The sequence below is a fragment of the Streptomyces sp. NPDC051909 genome (genome assembly GCF_040681095.1).
In the GTDB taxonomy this organism is placed as follows: domain Bacteria; phylum Actinomycetota; class Actinomycetes; order Streptomycetales; family Streptomycetaceae; genus Streptomyces.
Window position 1 is genome coordinate 1 of record NZ_JBFAYA010000012.1, and the last position, 16,837, is coordinate 16,837.

The 16,837-nt window shown below is 69.8% G+C and carries 12 protein-coding genes and 3 pseudogenes; 7 read left to right on the forward strand and 8 right to left on the reverse strand.

All coding sequences use genetic code 11. The features are described 5' to 3' along the window. Nucleotides 1-1,345 (reverse strand): molecular chaperone DnaK (dnaK, locus tag AB0M18_RS20020; RefSeq protein WP_365759754.1); only part of this gene is annotated, 1,345 nt, incomplete at its 3' end. A 160-nt stretch (nt 1,346-1,505) separates the two neighbouring features. Between dnaK and AB0M18_RS20025 the strand changes: the two genes are divergently transcribed. The 5 genes and pseudogenes from AB0M18_RS20025 to AB0M18_RS20045 all read left to right on the forward strand — a co-directional run bounded on the left by AB0M18_RS20025 (nt 1,506) and on the right by AB0M18_RS20045 (nt 6,090). Beyond that, a complete protein-coding gene (locus AB0M18_RS20025) occupies nt 1,506-1,991 on the forward strand; it encodes an Hsp20/alpha crystallin family protein (protein ID WP_365759756.1) in 486 nt (161 codons plus the stop codon). 237 nt (nt 1,992-2,228) lie between these two features. Next, a pseudogene (locus tag AB0M18_RS20030) lies at nt 2,229-2,609 on the forward strand (transposase); the annotation flags it as partial. A 189-nt stretch (nt 2,610-2,798) separates the two neighbouring features. Beyond that, nucleotides 2,799-3,269, forward strand: coding sequence for a hypothetical protein (locus AB0M18_RS20035; protein WP_365759758.1), 471 nt, complete (start codon nt 2,799-2,801; stop codon nt 3,267-3,269). A gap of 431 nt (nt 3,270-3,700) precedes the next feature. Beyond that, nucleotides 3,701-4,271, forward strand: a pseudogene (locus AB0M18_RS20040) (serine hydrolase domain-containing protein); the annotation flags it as partial. A 232-nt stretch (nt 4,272-4,503) separates the two neighbouring features. Then, nucleotides 4,504-6,090 carry a phospholipase D-like domain-containing protein gene (locus AB0M18_RS20045; protein ID WP_365759760.1) on the forward strand — a complete coding sequence of 529 codons (1,587 nt, stop codon included), beginning with the start codon at nt 4,504-4,506 and terminating at the stop codon, nt 6,088-6,090. A gap of 296 nt (nt 6,091-6,386) precedes the next feature. On the opposite strand, the gene AB0M18_RS20050 is transcribed toward AB0M18_RS20045, so the two are convergent. From AB0M18_RS20050 to AB0M18_RS20070, 5 genes are all read right to left on the reverse strand, one after another. Then, nucleotides 6,387-6,974, reverse strand: a complete 588-nt coding sequence (locus tag AB0M18_RS20050; protein WP_365759762.1) for a TIGR03086 family metal-binding protein — start codon at nt 6,972-6,974, stop codon at nt 6,387-6,389. Nucleotides 6,975-7,159: 185 nt separating this feature from the next. Beyond that, complete coding sequence (locus AB0M18_RS20055) at nt 7,160-7,375, reverse strand: hypothetical protein (protein WP_365759764.1); 216 nt, start codon at nt 7,373-7,375, stop codon at nt 7,160-7,162. Nucleotides 7,376-7,670: 295 nt separating this feature from the next. Beyond that, a complete protein-coding gene (locus AB0M18_RS20060) occupies nt 7,671-8,252 on the reverse strand; it encodes a LysR substrate-binding domain-containing protein (protein WP_365759766.1) in 582 nt (193 codons plus the stop codon). A gap of 99 nt (nt 8,253-8,351) precedes the next feature. Further along, entirely contained in the window at nt 8,352-9,386 is a 1,035-nt protein-coding gene (locus AB0M18_RS20065; protein WP_365759768.1) for an MASE1 domain-containing protein, read from the reverse strand. A 162-nt stretch (nt 9,387-9,548) separates the two neighbouring features. After that, nucleotides 9,549-10,391: a PP2C family protein-serine/threonine phosphatase gene (locus AB0M18_RS20070; protein WP_365759770.1), complete on the reverse strand. Its 843-nt coding sequence runs from the start codon at nt 10,389-10,391 to the stop codon at nt 9,549-9,551. Between the two features lie 209 nt (nt 10,392-10,600). Between AB0M18_RS20070 and AB0M18_RS20075 the strand changes: the two are divergent. Then, nucleotides 10,601-10,846: pseudogene (locus AB0M18_RS20075) on the forward strand (4-hydroxy-2-oxovalerate aldolase); the annotation flags it as partial. 697 nt (nt 10,847-11,543) lie between these two features. Here AB0M18_RS20075 and AB0M18_RS20080 read toward each other — a convergent pair. Next, nucleotides 11,544-12,368 (reverse strand): hypothetical protein, encoded by an 825-nt coding sequence (locus AB0M18_RS20080; protein ID WP_365759772.1) that lies wholly within the window; start codon nt 12,366-12,368, stop codon nt 11,544-11,546. 45 nt (nt 12,369-12,413) lie between these two features. Continuing rightward, nucleotides 12,414-14,804, reverse strand: a complete 2,391-nt coding sequence (locus tag AB0M18_RS20085; RefSeq protein ID WP_365759774.1) for a hypothetical protein — start codon at nt 14,802-14,804, stop codon at nt 12,414-12,416. Between the two features lie 408 nt (nt 14,805-15,212). Between AB0M18_RS20085 and AB0M18_RS20090 the strand changes: the two genes are divergently transcribed. Continuing rightward, nucleotides 15,213-16,661: a glycoside hydrolase gene (locus AB0M18_RS20090; RefSeq protein WP_365759776.1), complete on the forward strand. Its 1,449-nt coding sequence runs from the start codon at nt 15,213-15,215 to the stop codon at nt 16,659-16,661. The last annotated feature ends 176 nt before the right edge of the window (nt 16,662-16,837 follow it).

The following is a 16,837-nucleotide window of genomic DNA, read 5'->3' on the forward strand; positions in this document are numbered from 1 at the left end:
CGATCTGCGGGACGCCGCGCGGGGCCGGCGGGAGGCCGGTCAGCTCGAACATGCCGAGCTTCTTGTTGTACGCCGCGATCTCGCGCTCGCCCTGGAAGACCTGAACGGTGACCGACGGCTGGTTGTCCTCGGCGGTGGTGAAGACCTCCGAGCGCCGGGTCGGGATCGTGGTGTTGCGCTCGATCAGCTTGGTCATGATGCCGCCCTTGGTCTCGATGCCGAGGGACAGCGGGGTGACGTCGAGCAGCAGGACGTCCTTGACCTCGCCCTTGAGGACACCGGCCTGCAGGGCCGCCCCGACGGCGACGACCTCGTCCGGGTTCACACCCTTGTGCGGGTCCTTGCCCGTCAGCGACCTCACCAGAGCTGTCACCGCGGGCATCCGGGTCGACCCGCCGACCAGGATGACGTGATCAATGTCGGCGACCTTGATGCCCGCGTCGTCGACCGCCTGGTGGAACGGCGTCTTGCAGCGCTGAAGCAGGTCTTCGGTGATCTTCTCGAACTGCGCCCGGGTCAGCTTCTCCTCCAGGTGCAGCGGCCCCTCGGCCGAGGCCGTGATGTACGGCAGGTTGATGGACGTCTCCGTCGCCGACGACAGCTCGATCTTCGCCTTCTCCGCGGCCTCACGCAGACGCTGCACCGCCATCTTGTCCTTGGACAGGTCCACGCCGTAGCCGTTCTTGAACTGCTTCACCAGATGATCGACGATCCGCTGGTCCCAGTCGTCACCACCGAGATGCGTGTCGCCGTTCGTGGCTTTGACCTCCACGACGCCCTCGCCGATCTCCAGGAGGGACACGTCGAAGGTGCCGCCACCGAGGTCGAAGACGAGGACCGTCTGGTCGTTCTCCTTGTCCAGGCCGTACGCCAGCGCGGCCGCGGTGGGCTCGTTGACGATGCGCAGGACGTTGAGCCCGGCGATCTCGCCCGCCTCCTTCGTGGCCGTCCGCTGAGAGTCGTTGAAGTACGCGGGCACGGTGACGACAGCGTCATTGACGTCCTCGCCCAGGTAGGACGCAGCGTCCCGCTTCAGCTTCTGCAGCACGCGCGCGGAGATCTCCTGCGCGGTGTACCGCTTGCCGTCGACCTCGCCACCCGCGGGGAACCGCCAGTCCGCCTCGCCCATGTGCCGTTTGACCGACCGCACGGTGCGATCCACGTTCGTGACCGCCTGCCGCTTGGCCAGCTCACCGACGAGCACGTCACCGCCCTTGGCGAAGGCGACCACGGACGGTGTGGTCCGCGTGCCCTCCGCGTTCGCGACGACCGTCGGCTCACCGCCCTCCAGGACGGAGACCACCGAATTCGTCGTTCCCAGATCGATACCTACCGACCGAGCCATCGTCGGCCTCCCAACCATCGCCGAGGCACGTCGAACCAGGACGTCCTATCCGGCGCTTTCCCCGCACAGCCGTGGGCATGCCAGCTGTCCGTTTGGAAGGGCCGTTGCGGGATATTCGCCTGCGTGAGGGATGCATCGGGGAACAGATGGGAGGTCTCTCATGGCCCTGCCGATTCGCCGTGGTAGCTCTCCGCAGCGGCGCGGTCCGATGTGGGGGTCCTGGGATCCGTTCAGCGAATTCGAGGACATGTGGAGCCAGATGGGCAGGCTCCTGGAACGGGCAGCGGTTCCCGCGGCCGGGCCCGACGCCTGGACACCCATGGTCGAGGAGGAGGAAGAGGAGAACGCGTACATCGTGCGGGCCGAGCTGCCCGGTATACCGGCCGAGAACCTGAACATCGAGCTCGACGGCAGCGAACTGCACATCAGCGGCGAGCTGACCGAGGAGCGGCCGGGCAAGGTGCTGAGCCGCCGCAGCGGGAAGTTCGCCTACCGCACCACACTCCCGTCGGCGATCGACAGCGACGACATCGACGCCGACCTGAGCGACGGCGTGCTCACCGTTCGCATTCCGAAAACGGAGGAAGCCAAGCGCCGCAAGATCGAGATCGGACAGCACAAGCAGATCACCGGCGAGACCGCCTAGTGTCCTGAGTCGGAGATTCTTAGGTAGTTCTCCCAGCCCCCGGACTCTGGACCGACGGTTCCAAGTCGAGCTCCAACCTCGTTGGAAGCGGGCATGACCACTGGTCGATCGAAGCAGAGATCTACCGAAGAACTTCCGACTCAGGACACTAGTACTGCAGCCGCAGTTGTTGCGACCGTCGGGTCGGACGCTTGTTGAGCCGGACACGGCCGTGCGTTGATCGACCGCGAGCTGTACGAGCGCCGGGCGGACGCGTGGATCGGCGAGGACATCGTGTTCGCCACCAAGCCCGCCCTGGCCAAGGCGATGCTTGAGCGGGCGGTGGCGGCTGGTGTGCCATTTCGCTGGGTGGCCGGAGACGAGGTCTACGGCGACAACCCCCGCCCTCAGGTCCTGGCTGACCAGTCGGTGGCTGGCGTATGTGCCGGCCATCGGCTACAAGCACCGGCTCGGGCCGCGCGGGCAGAACGCCCGCACGCTGGCGGCGATCCTGCCCGAGCAGGTCTGGGGAGATTCGCTCGGCGGGCGACGGCGCCCACGGGCTGCCCGAGTACGCCTGGGCCCTCCTACCGCTGCCAAACCGCGAGGCCGCCGACGGCTTCGCGGTCTCGCTGTTGATCCGCCGCCACCCAGCGACCGGCGAGCGGGCGTATGAGGTGGTGCACGCGCCGTTCGACACACCCCTGGCGGAGATCGTGCGTAACTGCGTCTACAGAATGGGGCCTGTGATCTCCCACCCCGAAGCCGCTTCACGCCAACCGCGCGCTACCGTGCAGTTCACGCGCGGCAAGGAGTGGCAGGGCGATCATGAACGACGAGACGATCAAGGTGGGCGACATCCTGCGTGTCAGCTGTGCCTTCACTCCCACACGGGTGGTCGAGATCTCAGAGTGGCACGTGTCCATTGCCTGGCCATGGGAACAGATCGACCCTGACTCTGAAATCCAGTGGAACGGCCAGTACGCCATCCCGCGCAGGCAAGGCTCCTCCGAGTCTCGGCTCAGCCTCTTCCAGACCGATCCCGCCCCCTGGACGCTATCTGCGGGTGACAGCTGTGGCGTGGGTATTCCCGAGCAGTTGGTACGGGTAATCGACATCGAGCACTGCGATCCACCTCAAGAGGTTGGGTGGCTGCCGCGCCCTCACACGATGTTGATCGTGCTACCCGCCGACTACGAGGACCCCCAAGGGCTCGCTGAAGGCGACACGATCTCCGCACCATCTGTGGCGCCGGTCCGGTTCGAGCGTGTGCAGCAACAACCTGATCCAGCAGGTTGACAGGCTGGCCCGATTGGCCGGGTAGTCGCGGACCACGGCACCTGCGGCTGCAGTACCAGCCGCCGCTGCCGGCGCGAATGATCAAGCTGTCGAACGGTGAACTCAGGTGCCGCCCTCCAGATTTGGATGCCTGGTGGGAGGCATGTGGAGTCGATTCCAGGTCAGGTGGACCGTCAGTGGGCGCGAGTGGTCCGAGTCGTTCGCCGCCTACGCGCTCGCTGCGAGCAGGCACGCGAAGCTGCTTACTGCAGCACGCGAGGGCGAGTCCTTCGACGAGGCAACCGGCCTGCCGGCCTCCGAACTTCGGGCGATCAGGCAGCGCACCACCTGGTACGACCTCGTTCACGAATACATCGACCAGCGGTGGGAGCGCACACCAGGAAATGCCCGCCGCACCCTGGCCGATGCGTTCGCGACCGTCACACCAGCCCTCGAAGGCGTTCAGCGGGACGGTGGCCCTCAGCCTGGTGGATCGGCGTGCCCTGGCCCTCGGCGACAGGATCGGCGAACGGCTGCCCCACCTTCCCGCCGTCTGGCATGCGGTGACGCTGCGACAGCTCCTCCGGCGCACCAGCGGCCTGCCCGACTGCAGCCGGAGCCAGCCGTTCCAGGACATCGTCCGCGCCGACCCCCGCCACCACTTCCACTCCCGCCGGCTGCTGGAGTTCGTCGCCGACCAGGACCTCGCTTTCCCGCCCGGCAGTCGCCACGGCTGATCGAATTCGGACGACTTCGCGGTCGTGTTGATGGCCGAACAGGCCCAGGGGGCGTCCGCACGAGTCGCTGCTGCGCGACCTGGTGTACCGGCCGCTCGGCCTTTGCACCACCCGGTGCGGCCTCGTCCGCGGCCACACCGGCAACACGCCCGGCTGTACCCGGTCCGCCGCAGCCACCCCCGACGGCCGCCGCACCGTCACGGCTTCCGTGACCAGCCAGGTCCCGCTCGACCCGGCCCTGTTCACCCGGCTGCGGGTGACCGAGGAGAAGTTCGTCCGCGCCTTGCCGGACCACGGGCACCCCGGAGACCGGCTTCGACGGCCGCGCACCGGTCGGGCCACGACCGGGCCATGGTGGGGAAGCCTCTACGACGGTGCAGGGCGCGATTACGGCCGAAAGCAGCGTGGTTGGGGTGAACCAGGAGATACGTGTTGGTAACTTTCGGGAGTTGATCAAGGTCGACGCCCCGTTCGCGGAGCCGTTGGCCCGAGCCACCCCCCCCAAGCAAGGAACCACATTGGCCCGCACCATCCGTACGACGGCCCTTCCGCTCGCCCTCTCCACCCTTCTGCTGTCCGCCGCCCCAGCGTTCGCCGACGCTCCGACCCCGCACCTGGACGCGGTGGAGCAGTCCCTGCGCCAGGTCTCTCCCGGCCTGGAGGGCTCCGTGTGGGAGCGCACGTCGGGGAACCGGCTGGGTTCCTCCGACCCCGGCGCCTCCGACTGGCTGCTCCAGACCCCCGGCTGCTGGGGCGATCCCACCTGCGGCGACCGTGCCGGCTCCCGACGCCTGCTGGAGAAGGTGCGCGAGGACATCGCGAACGCCCGGCAGAGCGTGGACATATCCACGCTGGCCCCGTTCCCCAACGGCGGCTTCCAGGACGCGATCGTGGCCGGCCTGAAGGAGGCGACGGAGAAGGGCAACCGCCTCCAGGTCCGCATCCTCGTCGGCGCCGCGCCGGTCTACCACGCCAACGTCATCCCGTCCTCCTACCGCGACGAGCTGGTGAACAGGCTCGGCTCGGCGGCCGCGAGCGTCACCCTCAACGTGGCCTCGACGACGACGTCGAGGACCGCCTTCTCCTGGAACCACTCCAAGCTGGTCGTGGTGGACGGGAACTCGGTGATCACCGGCGGCATCAACAGCTGGAAGGACGACTACCTCGACACCACCCACCCGGTGAACGACGTCGACCTCGCGCTGTCCGGCCCGGCGGCGGGCTCCGCCGGTCGCTACCTCGACACGCTGTGGGACTGGACCTGTCGCAACAAGAGCGAGTGGACCGCCGTCTGGTTCGCCTCCTCCAACGGTGCGGGCTGCCTGCCCACCCTGCCCCGGCCTGCCGCCCCGTCCGCCGACGGTGACATTCCCGCCCTCGCGGTGGGCGGCCTCGGCGTCGGGATCCGGCAGAGCGACCCGTCCTCGTCGTTCCAGCCCGTCCTGCCGAAGGCCGCCGACACCACCTGTGGATTCGGTGTGCGTGACCACACCAACTCCGACCGCGACTACGACACGGTCAACCCGGAGGAGAGCGCCCTGCGGGCACTGGTCGCGAGCGCGACCGAGCACGTCGAGATCTCGCAGCAGGACCTGAACGCGACCTGCCCGCCGCTGCCCCGCTACGACATCCGGCTCTACGACACACTCGCCGCGAAACTCGCCGCCGGTGTGAAGGTGCGCATCGTCGTCAGCGACCCGGCCAACCGGGGCACCATCGGCAGCGGCGGCTACTCGCAGATCAAGTCGCTGTCCGAGGTGAGCGACGCCCTGCGCGGCCGCCTCACTGCCCTGACCGGTGACGTGCCGAAGGCAAGGGCCGCGATGTGCCGGAACCTGCAGCTCGCGACCTTCCGCGCCTCGGACAAGCCGACGTGGGCGGACGGCAAGCCGTACGCCCAGCACCACAAGCTGGTCTCGGTGGACGACTCGGCCTTCTACATCGGCTCGAAGAACCTGTACCCCTCCTGGCTCCAGGACTTCGGCTACGTGATCGAGAGCCCCGCTGCCGCGCGCCAGCTGGCGGACGGGCTGCTCGCGCCGCAGTGGAAGTACTCGCAGGCGACGGCGACGTACGACTACACGCGCGGCGTCTGCCAGGGCTGACGTCCGCCCGACCGGCACCTCGGGTCAGCGTGTGCGCTGACCCGAGGTGCCGGTCGGCGCCGTGCATGGAGGCGGTGGACCCGCGCGGCTGCCGGCGTCGCGGCCCAGCTCGGCGGCGACGTGTGCGTCGGGGGCGGCCGCAGCAGCCACGTTCCACCAGCAGCCGCCTGCCGTGGCTGAGTGGGCGCGCATCACGGTGAGATACGAAGACCTCCGTGCGGTGCGGTCCTGGACGCCTCCACCGCACCGGAGGTCTTCGCGTGATCAAGACCCGGTCCCGTCAGCAACCCTGCGGGTCAGCGCCCCTGGGGCCGGGGCCAGTCGGGACGGCGGCCGCTGAGGCCGATCACGCGGTCCAGCAGGGGCGCGCCGTCCGGTACCGCGACGACCGGCCCGAAGAATCCCTCGCCGGAAGCGTCATCAGCCGGAGTCAGCAGACCCTCGGAGACCCGGAGCTCCTCCTCACTCACCTCGTAGCTCTGGCCGCTCGCCCGCGCCAGGTCCCAGCCGTGGATCAGCAGTTCGTCGAGCGCGACCCGGCCCATGACGGCGGCCGGCAGGTCGACGCCGCCCGCCTGCGTGTTCCCCTCCCATGCCTCCGGCTCCCGCCAGGCGGCCGCCAGCTCGTTCAGCGCCTTCGGCAGGGCCGTCCGCCAGTCGTCCGCCAGTACCGGACGGGATGAGCCGGGCGGTGTGCCGGTCGTCGGCCCGAACTGCTTGCGGGCCGCGTCGCGGAAGGCGACGCTCAGCCCGGCGACATGAGCGAGTAGCTCCCGTACCGCGTACTCGGGGCAGGGCGTCGGGTCGTCGAGCCGCTCGTCGTCGATGCCCTCGGCGAGCCGGGCGACGCGCTCCGCGGCCGCCCCCAGGTCGATCGGTGCCATGCGTGATGCGTTGTCCATGCAGGGCGGACCGCCGGGGCACCGGAAACTCATCGCTCCGCGTCCATCTGTTCTTCGTACTCCCCGAAGGTTCCTGCCCTGGGTGGCCCGGCACCGCCGCCGCCGGATCTGGTGGGTCGATCACCTGCGGGGCGGTCCTGCTGTCCGTGACTGTCCTGTGGTCATGGTCAGGGCGGGAGAATGGCCACGAGACCGTTGTGCGGGTCGCGGCGGACCCCTCCAGCCGGCGAGGAAGCCGCCGAGCACGGTGCCGGTGAGAGCCCGATGCCCATGGGGAAGAGGACGAGGAAGGCGACCTGGGTACTGAATCCGTAGACGTCCACCAGCAAGATCACGCCGAACGACACGGCGAGAAGATCCATCGCGAGGGCGAGCTGCGCCACGATGCAGCCGACGTGGAGAGGTTTCGCCCGACCTTGACGACCGGAGGCGGCTGCCTGTCCAGCCGTTGCTGCGGGTGCAGCCGGTACCCGTAGAGTCGCCGCCCTCGTCCCGCGTCCCGCCCACTGTGCCGTGGCCAGGATGCGTACGTCCTCAGGAGCCGGGAATCCGCCCAGCCGCTCCTGGGAGAGCCCTTCCCACCGCTCGTAATCCTCTCGATGCCCGTCATGACGAATCAGAGTCTGGGAAGAGCCTCCGACAACCGGTGCCCCGCACCCGGCGTCGCACCGCTTCGCTTCAGCTGCTGCTCCGGGTGCGCGGGGCCACGCGTCCTTCGGCCTCCGGCGTCGGTCGTCCTACCCCGGCCGACTCGCGGAAGGCGTCGAGGAGCGTGCGCAGGACGGGCTGTTCCAGGGAACCGGCCCGGATCACGGCGTGGATCGCCCTGACCGGCTCGGGGTGCCTGACGCGGCGGACCGCGACGCCGGGGTGACGGGCGCTCAGTCCGAGCTGGGGGACGAGGCTGACGCCGAGACCGGCGGCGACGAAGCCCTGTGCGGTGGCGTAGTCCTGCGACGTGGCCGCGAAGTCAGGGCTGAAGCCTGCCGCGGCGCAGGCGTCGGTGACCGGGGCGAGGCAGGGGCCGGGGGGCTCGCTTCGGACCCAGGGTTCACCGGCGAGATCGGTGAGGTCGAGCACGCGCTTGAGGGCGAGCGGATGTCCGGAGGACAGCACCGCGCGGTACGGGTCGTCGAGCAGGTGCACGACCTGGAGGCCCCGCCGGGGCGCGTCGGCCGGTGGCCGGACGACCAGGGATTCTGATCCCCGTTCCCGCCCCGACACCGGCTCCGACGCCGCTTCTGTTCGGCCGCCGCCCACCCGACGTCAGTGATCGCCCCGCCCCTCGCCCCCCGGACTAACGGCCCGGCTCCGAGCGCCGCAGCCACCGTCGAACGGATCTGTCGCGGACGCGGAGGGTCACGGATCGCCGTGTCCGCCGGGTGGGGCTGCCCGGCTCTCGGTGGGCTCGGGCGCGGGCCCGGCGGGCGGACCCGGCGAGGGCTCGCCGGCCCCGAGGTGCTCCAGGACCTCCGCCAGTTCCTCGCAGGCGCGGCGCACCGAACGGCGGGTCGCACGCTGCTCGGTGATGACGGAGGCGAGGAGCAGAGCGGTCAGGGCGGCGGAACCGTTGAACGTCTGGAGCTTGACCATGATCTCGACGTCCGACAGGCGGAAGAACGCACCCTGGTCGGAGGTTGCCACGAAGGTGGCGAGTACGGACGCGAAGAGCGCGCACAGCACGCTGCCGGCGAGCTGGAAGCGGAGCGCTGCCCAGACCAGCAGGGGGAAGACGAGGAAGAGCAGGCCCATCGGACTGAGCACGGCCAGGGGGACGAGAACCAGGGTCGTCAGACCCAGAAAGGCCGCCTCCTTCCAGCGCCGTACCCGGAACCGTCCGGCCGGCCCCGCGAGTACGAGCAGGAGCGGAGCGACGAGCAGAACCCCCATCGTGTCGCCCGCCCACCAGGCCAGCCACACGGCCCAGAACTCGCTCTTGTCCAGGGAGCCTGTCACCACCTGCAGTCCGACCCCCGCGGTCGCGCTGATCAGCATGGCGCCGAACCCGCCGAGGAAGACCAGCGAGACTCCGTCCCGCAGCCGCGCCATGTCAAGCCGGAAGCCGACCCGTCTCAGCAGCAGGAAGGCGCAGAGCGGCGCGACGGTGTTGCTCACCACGGTGACCACTGTGGTGGGCCCAGGGGTGGTGAGGGAGGCGATGACGAGGAAGGAGCCGAGGGCGATCCCGGGCCAGACCCGCGCGCCGAACAGCAGCAGGGCGGCGACTGCGACGCCGGTGGGCGGCCAGATGGGGGTGGCCACCACGCCGCCGACGACGAGGCGGCCCAGCAGGCCGAGCCGTCCGGCCGCGTAGTAGCAGACCGCCACAGCCAGCGAAATCAGCGCCGCCTCGGTAAAGGGCCGGAACTGCCGAATAACCAACACGCCAGCCATCAGACACCGGCCGGGCCGCCACGACCGGGCAAGAACCCCTGCGTGTCGGGCGTCGCTGTCCGGCACGAGTCCGGACCGGCTGGAGTCCGGAGCCGCTGGTGGAGCCGGACCGGCCCGGGGTCTGGCCCGAACCGGGGCGGGCCGACCCGGGGCGAGCCCCCGTCACCCCTCGACTGTCGACCGGGCCGGACCGCCGTCATGGCCGACGACCAGGACGGCTGCGTCGTCCTCGTGCCCCACCGTGGCCGCCAGCTTCATGACGGCGGTGGCGAGCGCGTCGACGTCCAGCCCGGCGACGGCGGTGATCCCGGCGAGCCGCGTCACCCGGTCCAGACCCTCGTCGACGTGGAGCGAGGGCCCCTCCACCACCCCGTCGGTCAGGAGGACGAAGACACCGTCGGCGGTGAGCCGGTGGCGCGTGGCCGGGTAGTCGACGTCGCGGAGCACACCGAGCGGAGGCCCGCCCTCGCTGTCGTCGATGCCGGAGCGGCCGTCGGTGGTGGCCCAGATGTAAGGGATGTGACCGGCCCGGGCACACTCCAGGGTGCCGGCAGCGGGGTCGAGCCGCAGGAAGGTGCAGGTGGCGAAGAGGTCGGCGCCCAGAGAGATCAGCAGGTCGTTGGTGCGACCGAGCAGCTCTCCCGGGTCTCCGGTGACGGAGGCCAGCGCGCGCAGTGCCACGCGGACCTGCCCCATGAAGGCGGCGGCCTCGATGTTGTGCCCCTGCACGTCACCGATGGACATGCCGATCTGCCCGCCGGGCAGGGAGAAGGCGTCGTACCAGTCACCGCCGACGTTGAGCCCGTGGTTGGCGGGCTCATAGCGGACGGCCAGCCGGGCGCCCGGAAAGCTGGGCAGGTCCGAGGGCAGCATGCCGCGCTGCAGGGCCACGGCGAGCTCGACACGGGAACGCTGCGTCTCGGCCAACTCCCGGGCCCTGGCGGTCAGCGACCCGAGCCGGACCAGAAGGTCCTCGCTGTTGTCGGCCGGCCGTCTGCGGAACATCGATCACTCCGACATCACGACAATCCTCGCATCGCTTCGTCCCGGTCTCCAGCACGCGGGACCAAGGGGGACCACCTCGGTACGAACAGGTCCTTCCCCACTCTGCCCGGAGGGCACGACGCCCGCATCTCATCGACCCCGCACCCCGGCCCGAAGGCGCCGCCAGGAGATCCGGGCCCGGATCCGGGCGCCCCTCCTGGGCATCGCCCGCCGCCGACGACGTCGTGCGCCCCCTGCAGGATCGTGAGAACCGCGTCGACCGCGAGACCCTCACCCTCGGCTACGCGGGCGTGTTCTCCAGCTTCCTGCGCCACGCCGAAGCCGCCGCTCGCCGGCACGGCCTCGACACCCGCGCGATCCTCGTCGAGGTCGGCCGGCGCAAGATGGTCGGCGGCCAGGAGGACATGATCACGGACATTGCCCTCGACCTCGCGGCGGCCGGCTCCGCCGGCTGACCGGGAGAGACCGGCGCCGATCACCTGTGGCCGTTCGGTGGAGACGGCGTCACCGACGCCAGGGACGGACTCGGCAGGACACCGGTCTTGCGTTCAGCTGGAGAGCGGCGATGTCGGAACCGACCGGGCTGTTCCTCAGCCGCCGGAGAGCCTGTTCAAGGTCGTTCCCGACTGCCGCGGAAGCCTCTGAAAGCCTGGAGTGCCAGGGAGATGCCATCGGTGGTCTGTACCCTGCAGTCCTTGACAGGCCGGCCGGTCTCGCAGACGACCTGCGCGACCGCACCGGTCCACAGGCCCTGCACCGGTGCCGCGGCCTCGCCGGCGAGGATGGCGACAGTGAACCAGGCAGCGACACGGTCCTGGACGTCAAAGCGCCAGCTCCGGCACTACCACCCGCGTCCGAGCGTGCTGACGAGTTCTCGTTGACGGGCCACTCCTCGATCTGTTCCCCCGGAGTGTCGTCTCTAGCTCCGCCGCCAGGCGATCTACCCGGTGCCGGAGTCGAAGGCTGGCGGATCGATGGACCCAACCGTGGGCAGTGATTTCGGTCAGAGGCGCCGTGCGGCTCTGTACGAACTGTCGATGGGCTCCGCCCGCGGACAGCCCCACCCTGCCGCTCGGCGCAGCGGCGAGCGAGGCGGAAGGGGAAGCGCGACAGAGACCTGAGCCGTCCCCGCTCGCCGTGTCACTGCACCTGTCAAAGGATTGCCGCCTGGCTCACCTCGGGCGGGAGTCTGGTCCGTGACTGATTCGGGGCTGGACTAAGGGCCGTCCCGTAAATGATCTCTGGGTCGCGTCGGAACGTCGAGCTGGTCACCTGGGCGCCGCGCACGTTCGAGGTGTCCATCTCGAAGAACGACCGTGACAGTCCGTTGGTCTCGCGTTCGTAGCCGACGCGGGCCACCTCGTTGGAGTTCCAGTAGCTGTTGCTCGGGTACTTCTTGTAGACCCGGGTCCGGTTGTTGCGCCCGCCCCGGGCCCAGGACGGGTCGATGTACACCGGATACGTGGTGTCGGGCGCCGTCAGCAGCTCGCGGTCGGGGGTGATCTGGAGGCTGTTGCCGCTCACCGTAGTCGCCATCACGGCTTCCTTGGCACCCGCCGGCTGCTCGAAGTCGCTGTCCGGCGCGGGCTCGGGCTCGGTCTCGGATGCCGACGCTGTGGTGTCCGCCTCGCTGAAGAAGGCCGCGCGGACCATCGGGGCGGAGGAGACCGCCGTGGAGGAGTCCGAAGCGGAGCCGGTGGCGGTGGCGGTGGTGTCCGTGGCGGTCGTGGAGTCCCACATGACCGGAGAGGGACTGGTGAACACCGTCTGCCCGGCCGGGTCGCTCGCGGTGACCGCGCCCGTCTCGGGATCGGTGGTGACCGTCACGCCCACCGTGGCCATCGTGTACTTCAGCGTCGCGAGCCGAGGATCGGCCGCCGCCTCCGGGGTCTTGACCACGATCAGCTGAGAGAAGCCCTCGACCTCGGCCTTGAGTTGGAGATCGACGCCGGGCAGCACCTCGGCGTAGGTCGCCACATTGCCGTTCAGGGTGGGCTTCGGCAGTGCGGTCGGCCAGGACAGCTACAGCGTACGGCCGTCCTTCACGCCCGTCAGGATGGGACCGGTGCCGCCGCCGGAGAACGACACCGCCACCGACGTGGCACGGGGCCGCACCGAACCGTCGGCGGCGAACTCCAGCGTCGGATCGGTGGGCACCCACCCGCCGTCACACAGGACCCGCACGACGGTGCCGAACCGCTTGGCGGTGAACGTCCCGTCCGGGTTCACCCAGGTGTCGGAGAGCTCGGTGCGGGCCGTCACCAGCTCCACCGGATTCCCGCTCGCCTTGGCTTCATTGAGCGCCTTGTCCTCCGGGCTCACACGGCCGTCGTCGCCGGTCACGGCGACCGACGGCAGAGCCGCGGACGCCGTCGGCGGCACGATCGCTCCGGCGGAGCACAGAGCGACCGCCACGGCGACGACCGTCGCCGGACACATCACCCGTCTCCAGCGGCCCTTGCCGCCCGGGGTGGACATGCTTGATGACACGCTTCTTTCCTCCCTTTTGGTGGCCGCCGCCGGGCCGGGGCCGAGGTCGAGCCCGAGGGCCGGATCCCAGGGCCGCGGCCTGGCGGGATACTTGATCGCATGAGCAGATACACCGAGGTCATCGTTCTGGCACGTGGAGCCGAGGAGGTGATGGAGCCGCTCACCCGGCGCGACGAGGACCGGGAGTGGCACCAGTGCTTCACGAAGATCCGCGACAACGTCTTCGCCGGGGAGGCGATGCCGTCGGACGAGTGCTATGCCTGGGTCGTCCAGTTCATCCGCAGCAACTGGCGCGGACTCCTGTCGCACCTGGAGTCGTTGCCGTGGCCCGACCCCTGGTCGGTGCAGGTCTTGCTCCGGGACGAGGATGACGACTGTTTCGGGTTGTGGATGTTGCACGACGGGCGGTTGGTGGAGGTGCCGCTCCCGCGCACGCGGCGGGAGCCCTTCTCGGACACCATCACCGGTGTGCTGTCGAGGACCGACCGCCCGGGCCGCTGAGCTGACGCCGGGGTGGTGACGCCGCCCGTGACCGGCGTCACCGCGCTTCCAGCCGTAGTCCATGACGTAGCCTGGTGCCTGCACCGTGGTAACAATGGGGCCCAACAGGGGCACCACACGCACCTTGGGACCCTTCATGGGCGGGCCGGGCTTGGCCATGCCCTTGCGGACGGGCGGGGCCAGTCTGCGTGAGTCGAAGTCACCCGCCGGGTAGATCACGCGCACGTTGGGATTGCCCTGGTAATAGGCGGCGTACTCCTCAGCCTGAGCCATCACATGGTCGGCTGGGCACCGCGCGGAGCGCCGAACAGGACGGTCCTGCCAGCCGCCCCGCACGTAGGACGTCGGGGTGCCCTTACCGGTGGACGCGTCGTACGCCCGGGCATAGTTGTTCCGCTCGGTCTTCCAGTAGTACGCCATGGCGTTGCCGTGTACGTCGACGACGTAGTCGAGCTGCCAGCGCCAGGCCTGCGGGCACCAGCCGTCGGCGACGCTCGGGCGGTGGCACGGCTCCCCGGACTGGTTGCCGAACACAGGCACCGTCCAGGTCGACTCGGTCACCGGGTCGTCGTCGGCATTCCCGTGGTCGCTCCAGCCCGGGAGCCGGTTGAGGCCGAAGAAGTACTGGGTGCCGTCGGTCGTGGTGATCTTCCGGTGCTCACCGTCGTCGTCGCCGTTCTGGGCGCCGGTCAGCTTCTCGACCTTCTCGCCCGAGTCCACCTCGGGGTGCCACCCCTTGACGGGGTCGTGGACCAGCTCGGTCGCCTTGCCGCCCAGTGACAGCGTGGCGTTGTCGCTGTACCAGCACTGGTCGAACTCCTTGGCGGTGTTCGTCCCGTCGGTCTTGTCGTCCTCGCAGGAGACGCAGCGGCGCTCGATGAAGCCGGGCTCGTACGCCCAGCCGTCTCCGAGCCAGCTCGGCTGGTTGTTGGACGCCGCCGTACGCCCGTCCACGGACTGGGAGTTGTAGCCCAGCGCGACGCCCGGCTCGAGCCCGCCTGGCACGGCCGGAACCGCGATGGGGTAGTTCCAGCTGAGCGCGCCGGTCGAACCGCCCGCGCTCCAGGAACCGGAGGCCTGCAGTGGACTGGCCTTGTAGTCGCCCGAGGAGCCTTCGGAGCCTGCGGTGAGGGCCAGAACGGTCGTCCCGCCGTCCCCGGACATCGCCCGGAGCGTGCCCGCGCCGGTGGACGCGGTCTTCCCGAGCTTCGCCGACACGCGACGCTTCTCGGTGTCGTTGTGGTCGACGAGCGGGCGCCGGCGCTGGCACTCCGCCTTGCCCGGCGTCGTCAGGGCGCAGCCGGGCAGCTGCACCAGTCGCAGCCGGGCCGCCCAGTCGCCGCCGTAGGCTCCACGGAACGACGCGTAGTCCAGGGACACTTCGAGCCCGTCGAGGGACCCGGCGCCGTCGGGGCGGCTCACCGCGAGCAGTACACCGTCGACGTCCCGCCGTGGGCCAGATGACCTTCGGTGCCTCCTTCCAGGGGTGCGCGGCCGCGTCGTCCCGAACCACCAACACAGTGGCGGCGAGCGCGGCTGCGAGCCCCCGCCCTATGGAACGTCTCACCATGCACCTTTCAAACCCGGGCAATGATCGGGACACGGTAACAGCGGCTGGTGACTGCTATGTGACCATGCGTCAGGAACGAGATGTACGACCTTGGAGCAGTGAATGCGCAGGTCGGCGCCGCGCCTCACGGCTCGGCCGAAGGGCGCGAAGCCGCTTGCCGATCTTGGTGCAAGGGTTCAGACTGATGCGGTCGCGTCCCGCACAGGGGCGCTGGGGGCAGGGGGACGTAAACGATGGATCGACGGAGTCTTCTTCGCGGCATGGCGGCCCTGCCAGCCGGGGCCGCGGTCGTGGGGCTCGGCGCCGGCACCGCGCGGGCGGACGGTGCGACCGTCGTCGACCCCACGGCGAACCGTGGGACGTGGGAGGGCTGGGGCACGTCGCTGAGCTGGTGGGCCAAGGCGGTCGGCCCGGACTCGGCCGTGGCCGATGCCCTCTTCGGCCGGGGGTCGGTGCAGCTGCTCGGTCAGACCCTGCCGGGGCTCGGCCTGAACATCGTCCGCTACAACGTGGGCGGTTCCAGCACCCACGCCATCGACGGCCGTGCGATGCGGCCCGAACCGAGCACCGCCGGATACAAGGCGCTGGAGGGCTACCAGCTGGACTGGTTCAGCAGCGACCCGTCCTCGTCCAGCTGGGACTGGTACGCCGACGCCAACCAGCGCGACATGATGTGGCTGGCGCGGGACCGGGGCGCCGACACCTTCGAGATGTTCTCGAACTCGCCGATGTGGTGGATGCTCGAAAACGACGACCCGCGCGGCAGCGAAACGCCCTGGCACTGCAACCTCCAGGACAGCAACTTCGGCCGTCACGCCGCCTATCTGGCGACCGTCGCGCGCTACGCCCACGACCACTGGGGCATCGACTTCCGATCCGTCCAGCCCGTGAACGAGCCCTGTCTGCCGTGGACGCCCCAGGAAGGACGCGGCCAGGAGGGCTGCTTCTACACCCCGGAGCAGCAGGTCCGGCTCATCGCCGAGACCCGAGCCCAGCTCGACGCCCGCGGCCTGGCGTGGGTGGAGATCCCCGCCATGGACGAGAACGGCTACGACTACGCACTCGACACCTGGAACCGCTTCGACCCCGCTACCCGCCAGACGGTCGGGCGGATCAACGTCCACGGCTACCGCGCCGACACCCGCCGCGACCTGCTCTACGACGCGGCTGCGGCCGCCGGCAAGCGGATCTGGATGTCGGAGTACACCGACGTCGACGGCAGCGGGATGACGATCGCCCGCAACCTCGGCCTCGACATGCGGTGGCTGCACCCCACGGCGTGGGTGTACTGGCAGGTCGTCGACAACAGCAACGGCGGCGGCTGGGGCCCGATCGAACTCGTCGACAACCGACTTGGCCTCGTCAACACGAAGTACTACGTCCTCGCGCAGTACACCCGGCACATCCGTCCGGGCATGAGGATCCTCGACACCGGTACCCCGGACGTGGTCGCCGGGTACGACTCCGCCGCACGCAAGCTGGTGATCGTCGCCGCGAACCACGACACGGACCGGTACCTGGACTTCGACCTTTCGCGATTCACCACCGCGGCCACGGACGGCGCACTTGTGGACCGCTGGATGACGGCCACGGCAGGATCCGAACGGTACGCCCACCACCAGGACACGTTCCTCCACGGTCGGCGCTTCTGGTCGTGGTTCCCGGCCCGGTCGGTCCAGTCCTTCGAGGTGACCGGCGTCGACCTCTGACCTCGTCCGGCCGGAGGCGAGGGCCGGCAGGCGCGTGGATCTCCTGGAGGAGAGGGATTCACCGACCCTCGGGGGCACGCCGTGGACCTGCTGCCGAGGGAGTTCGAACTCACTGCGGAAGCCGATGTCGTCGCCGTGAGGTCGAGCGGCGTGGTTGTACGGTTGAGGACCGGCGG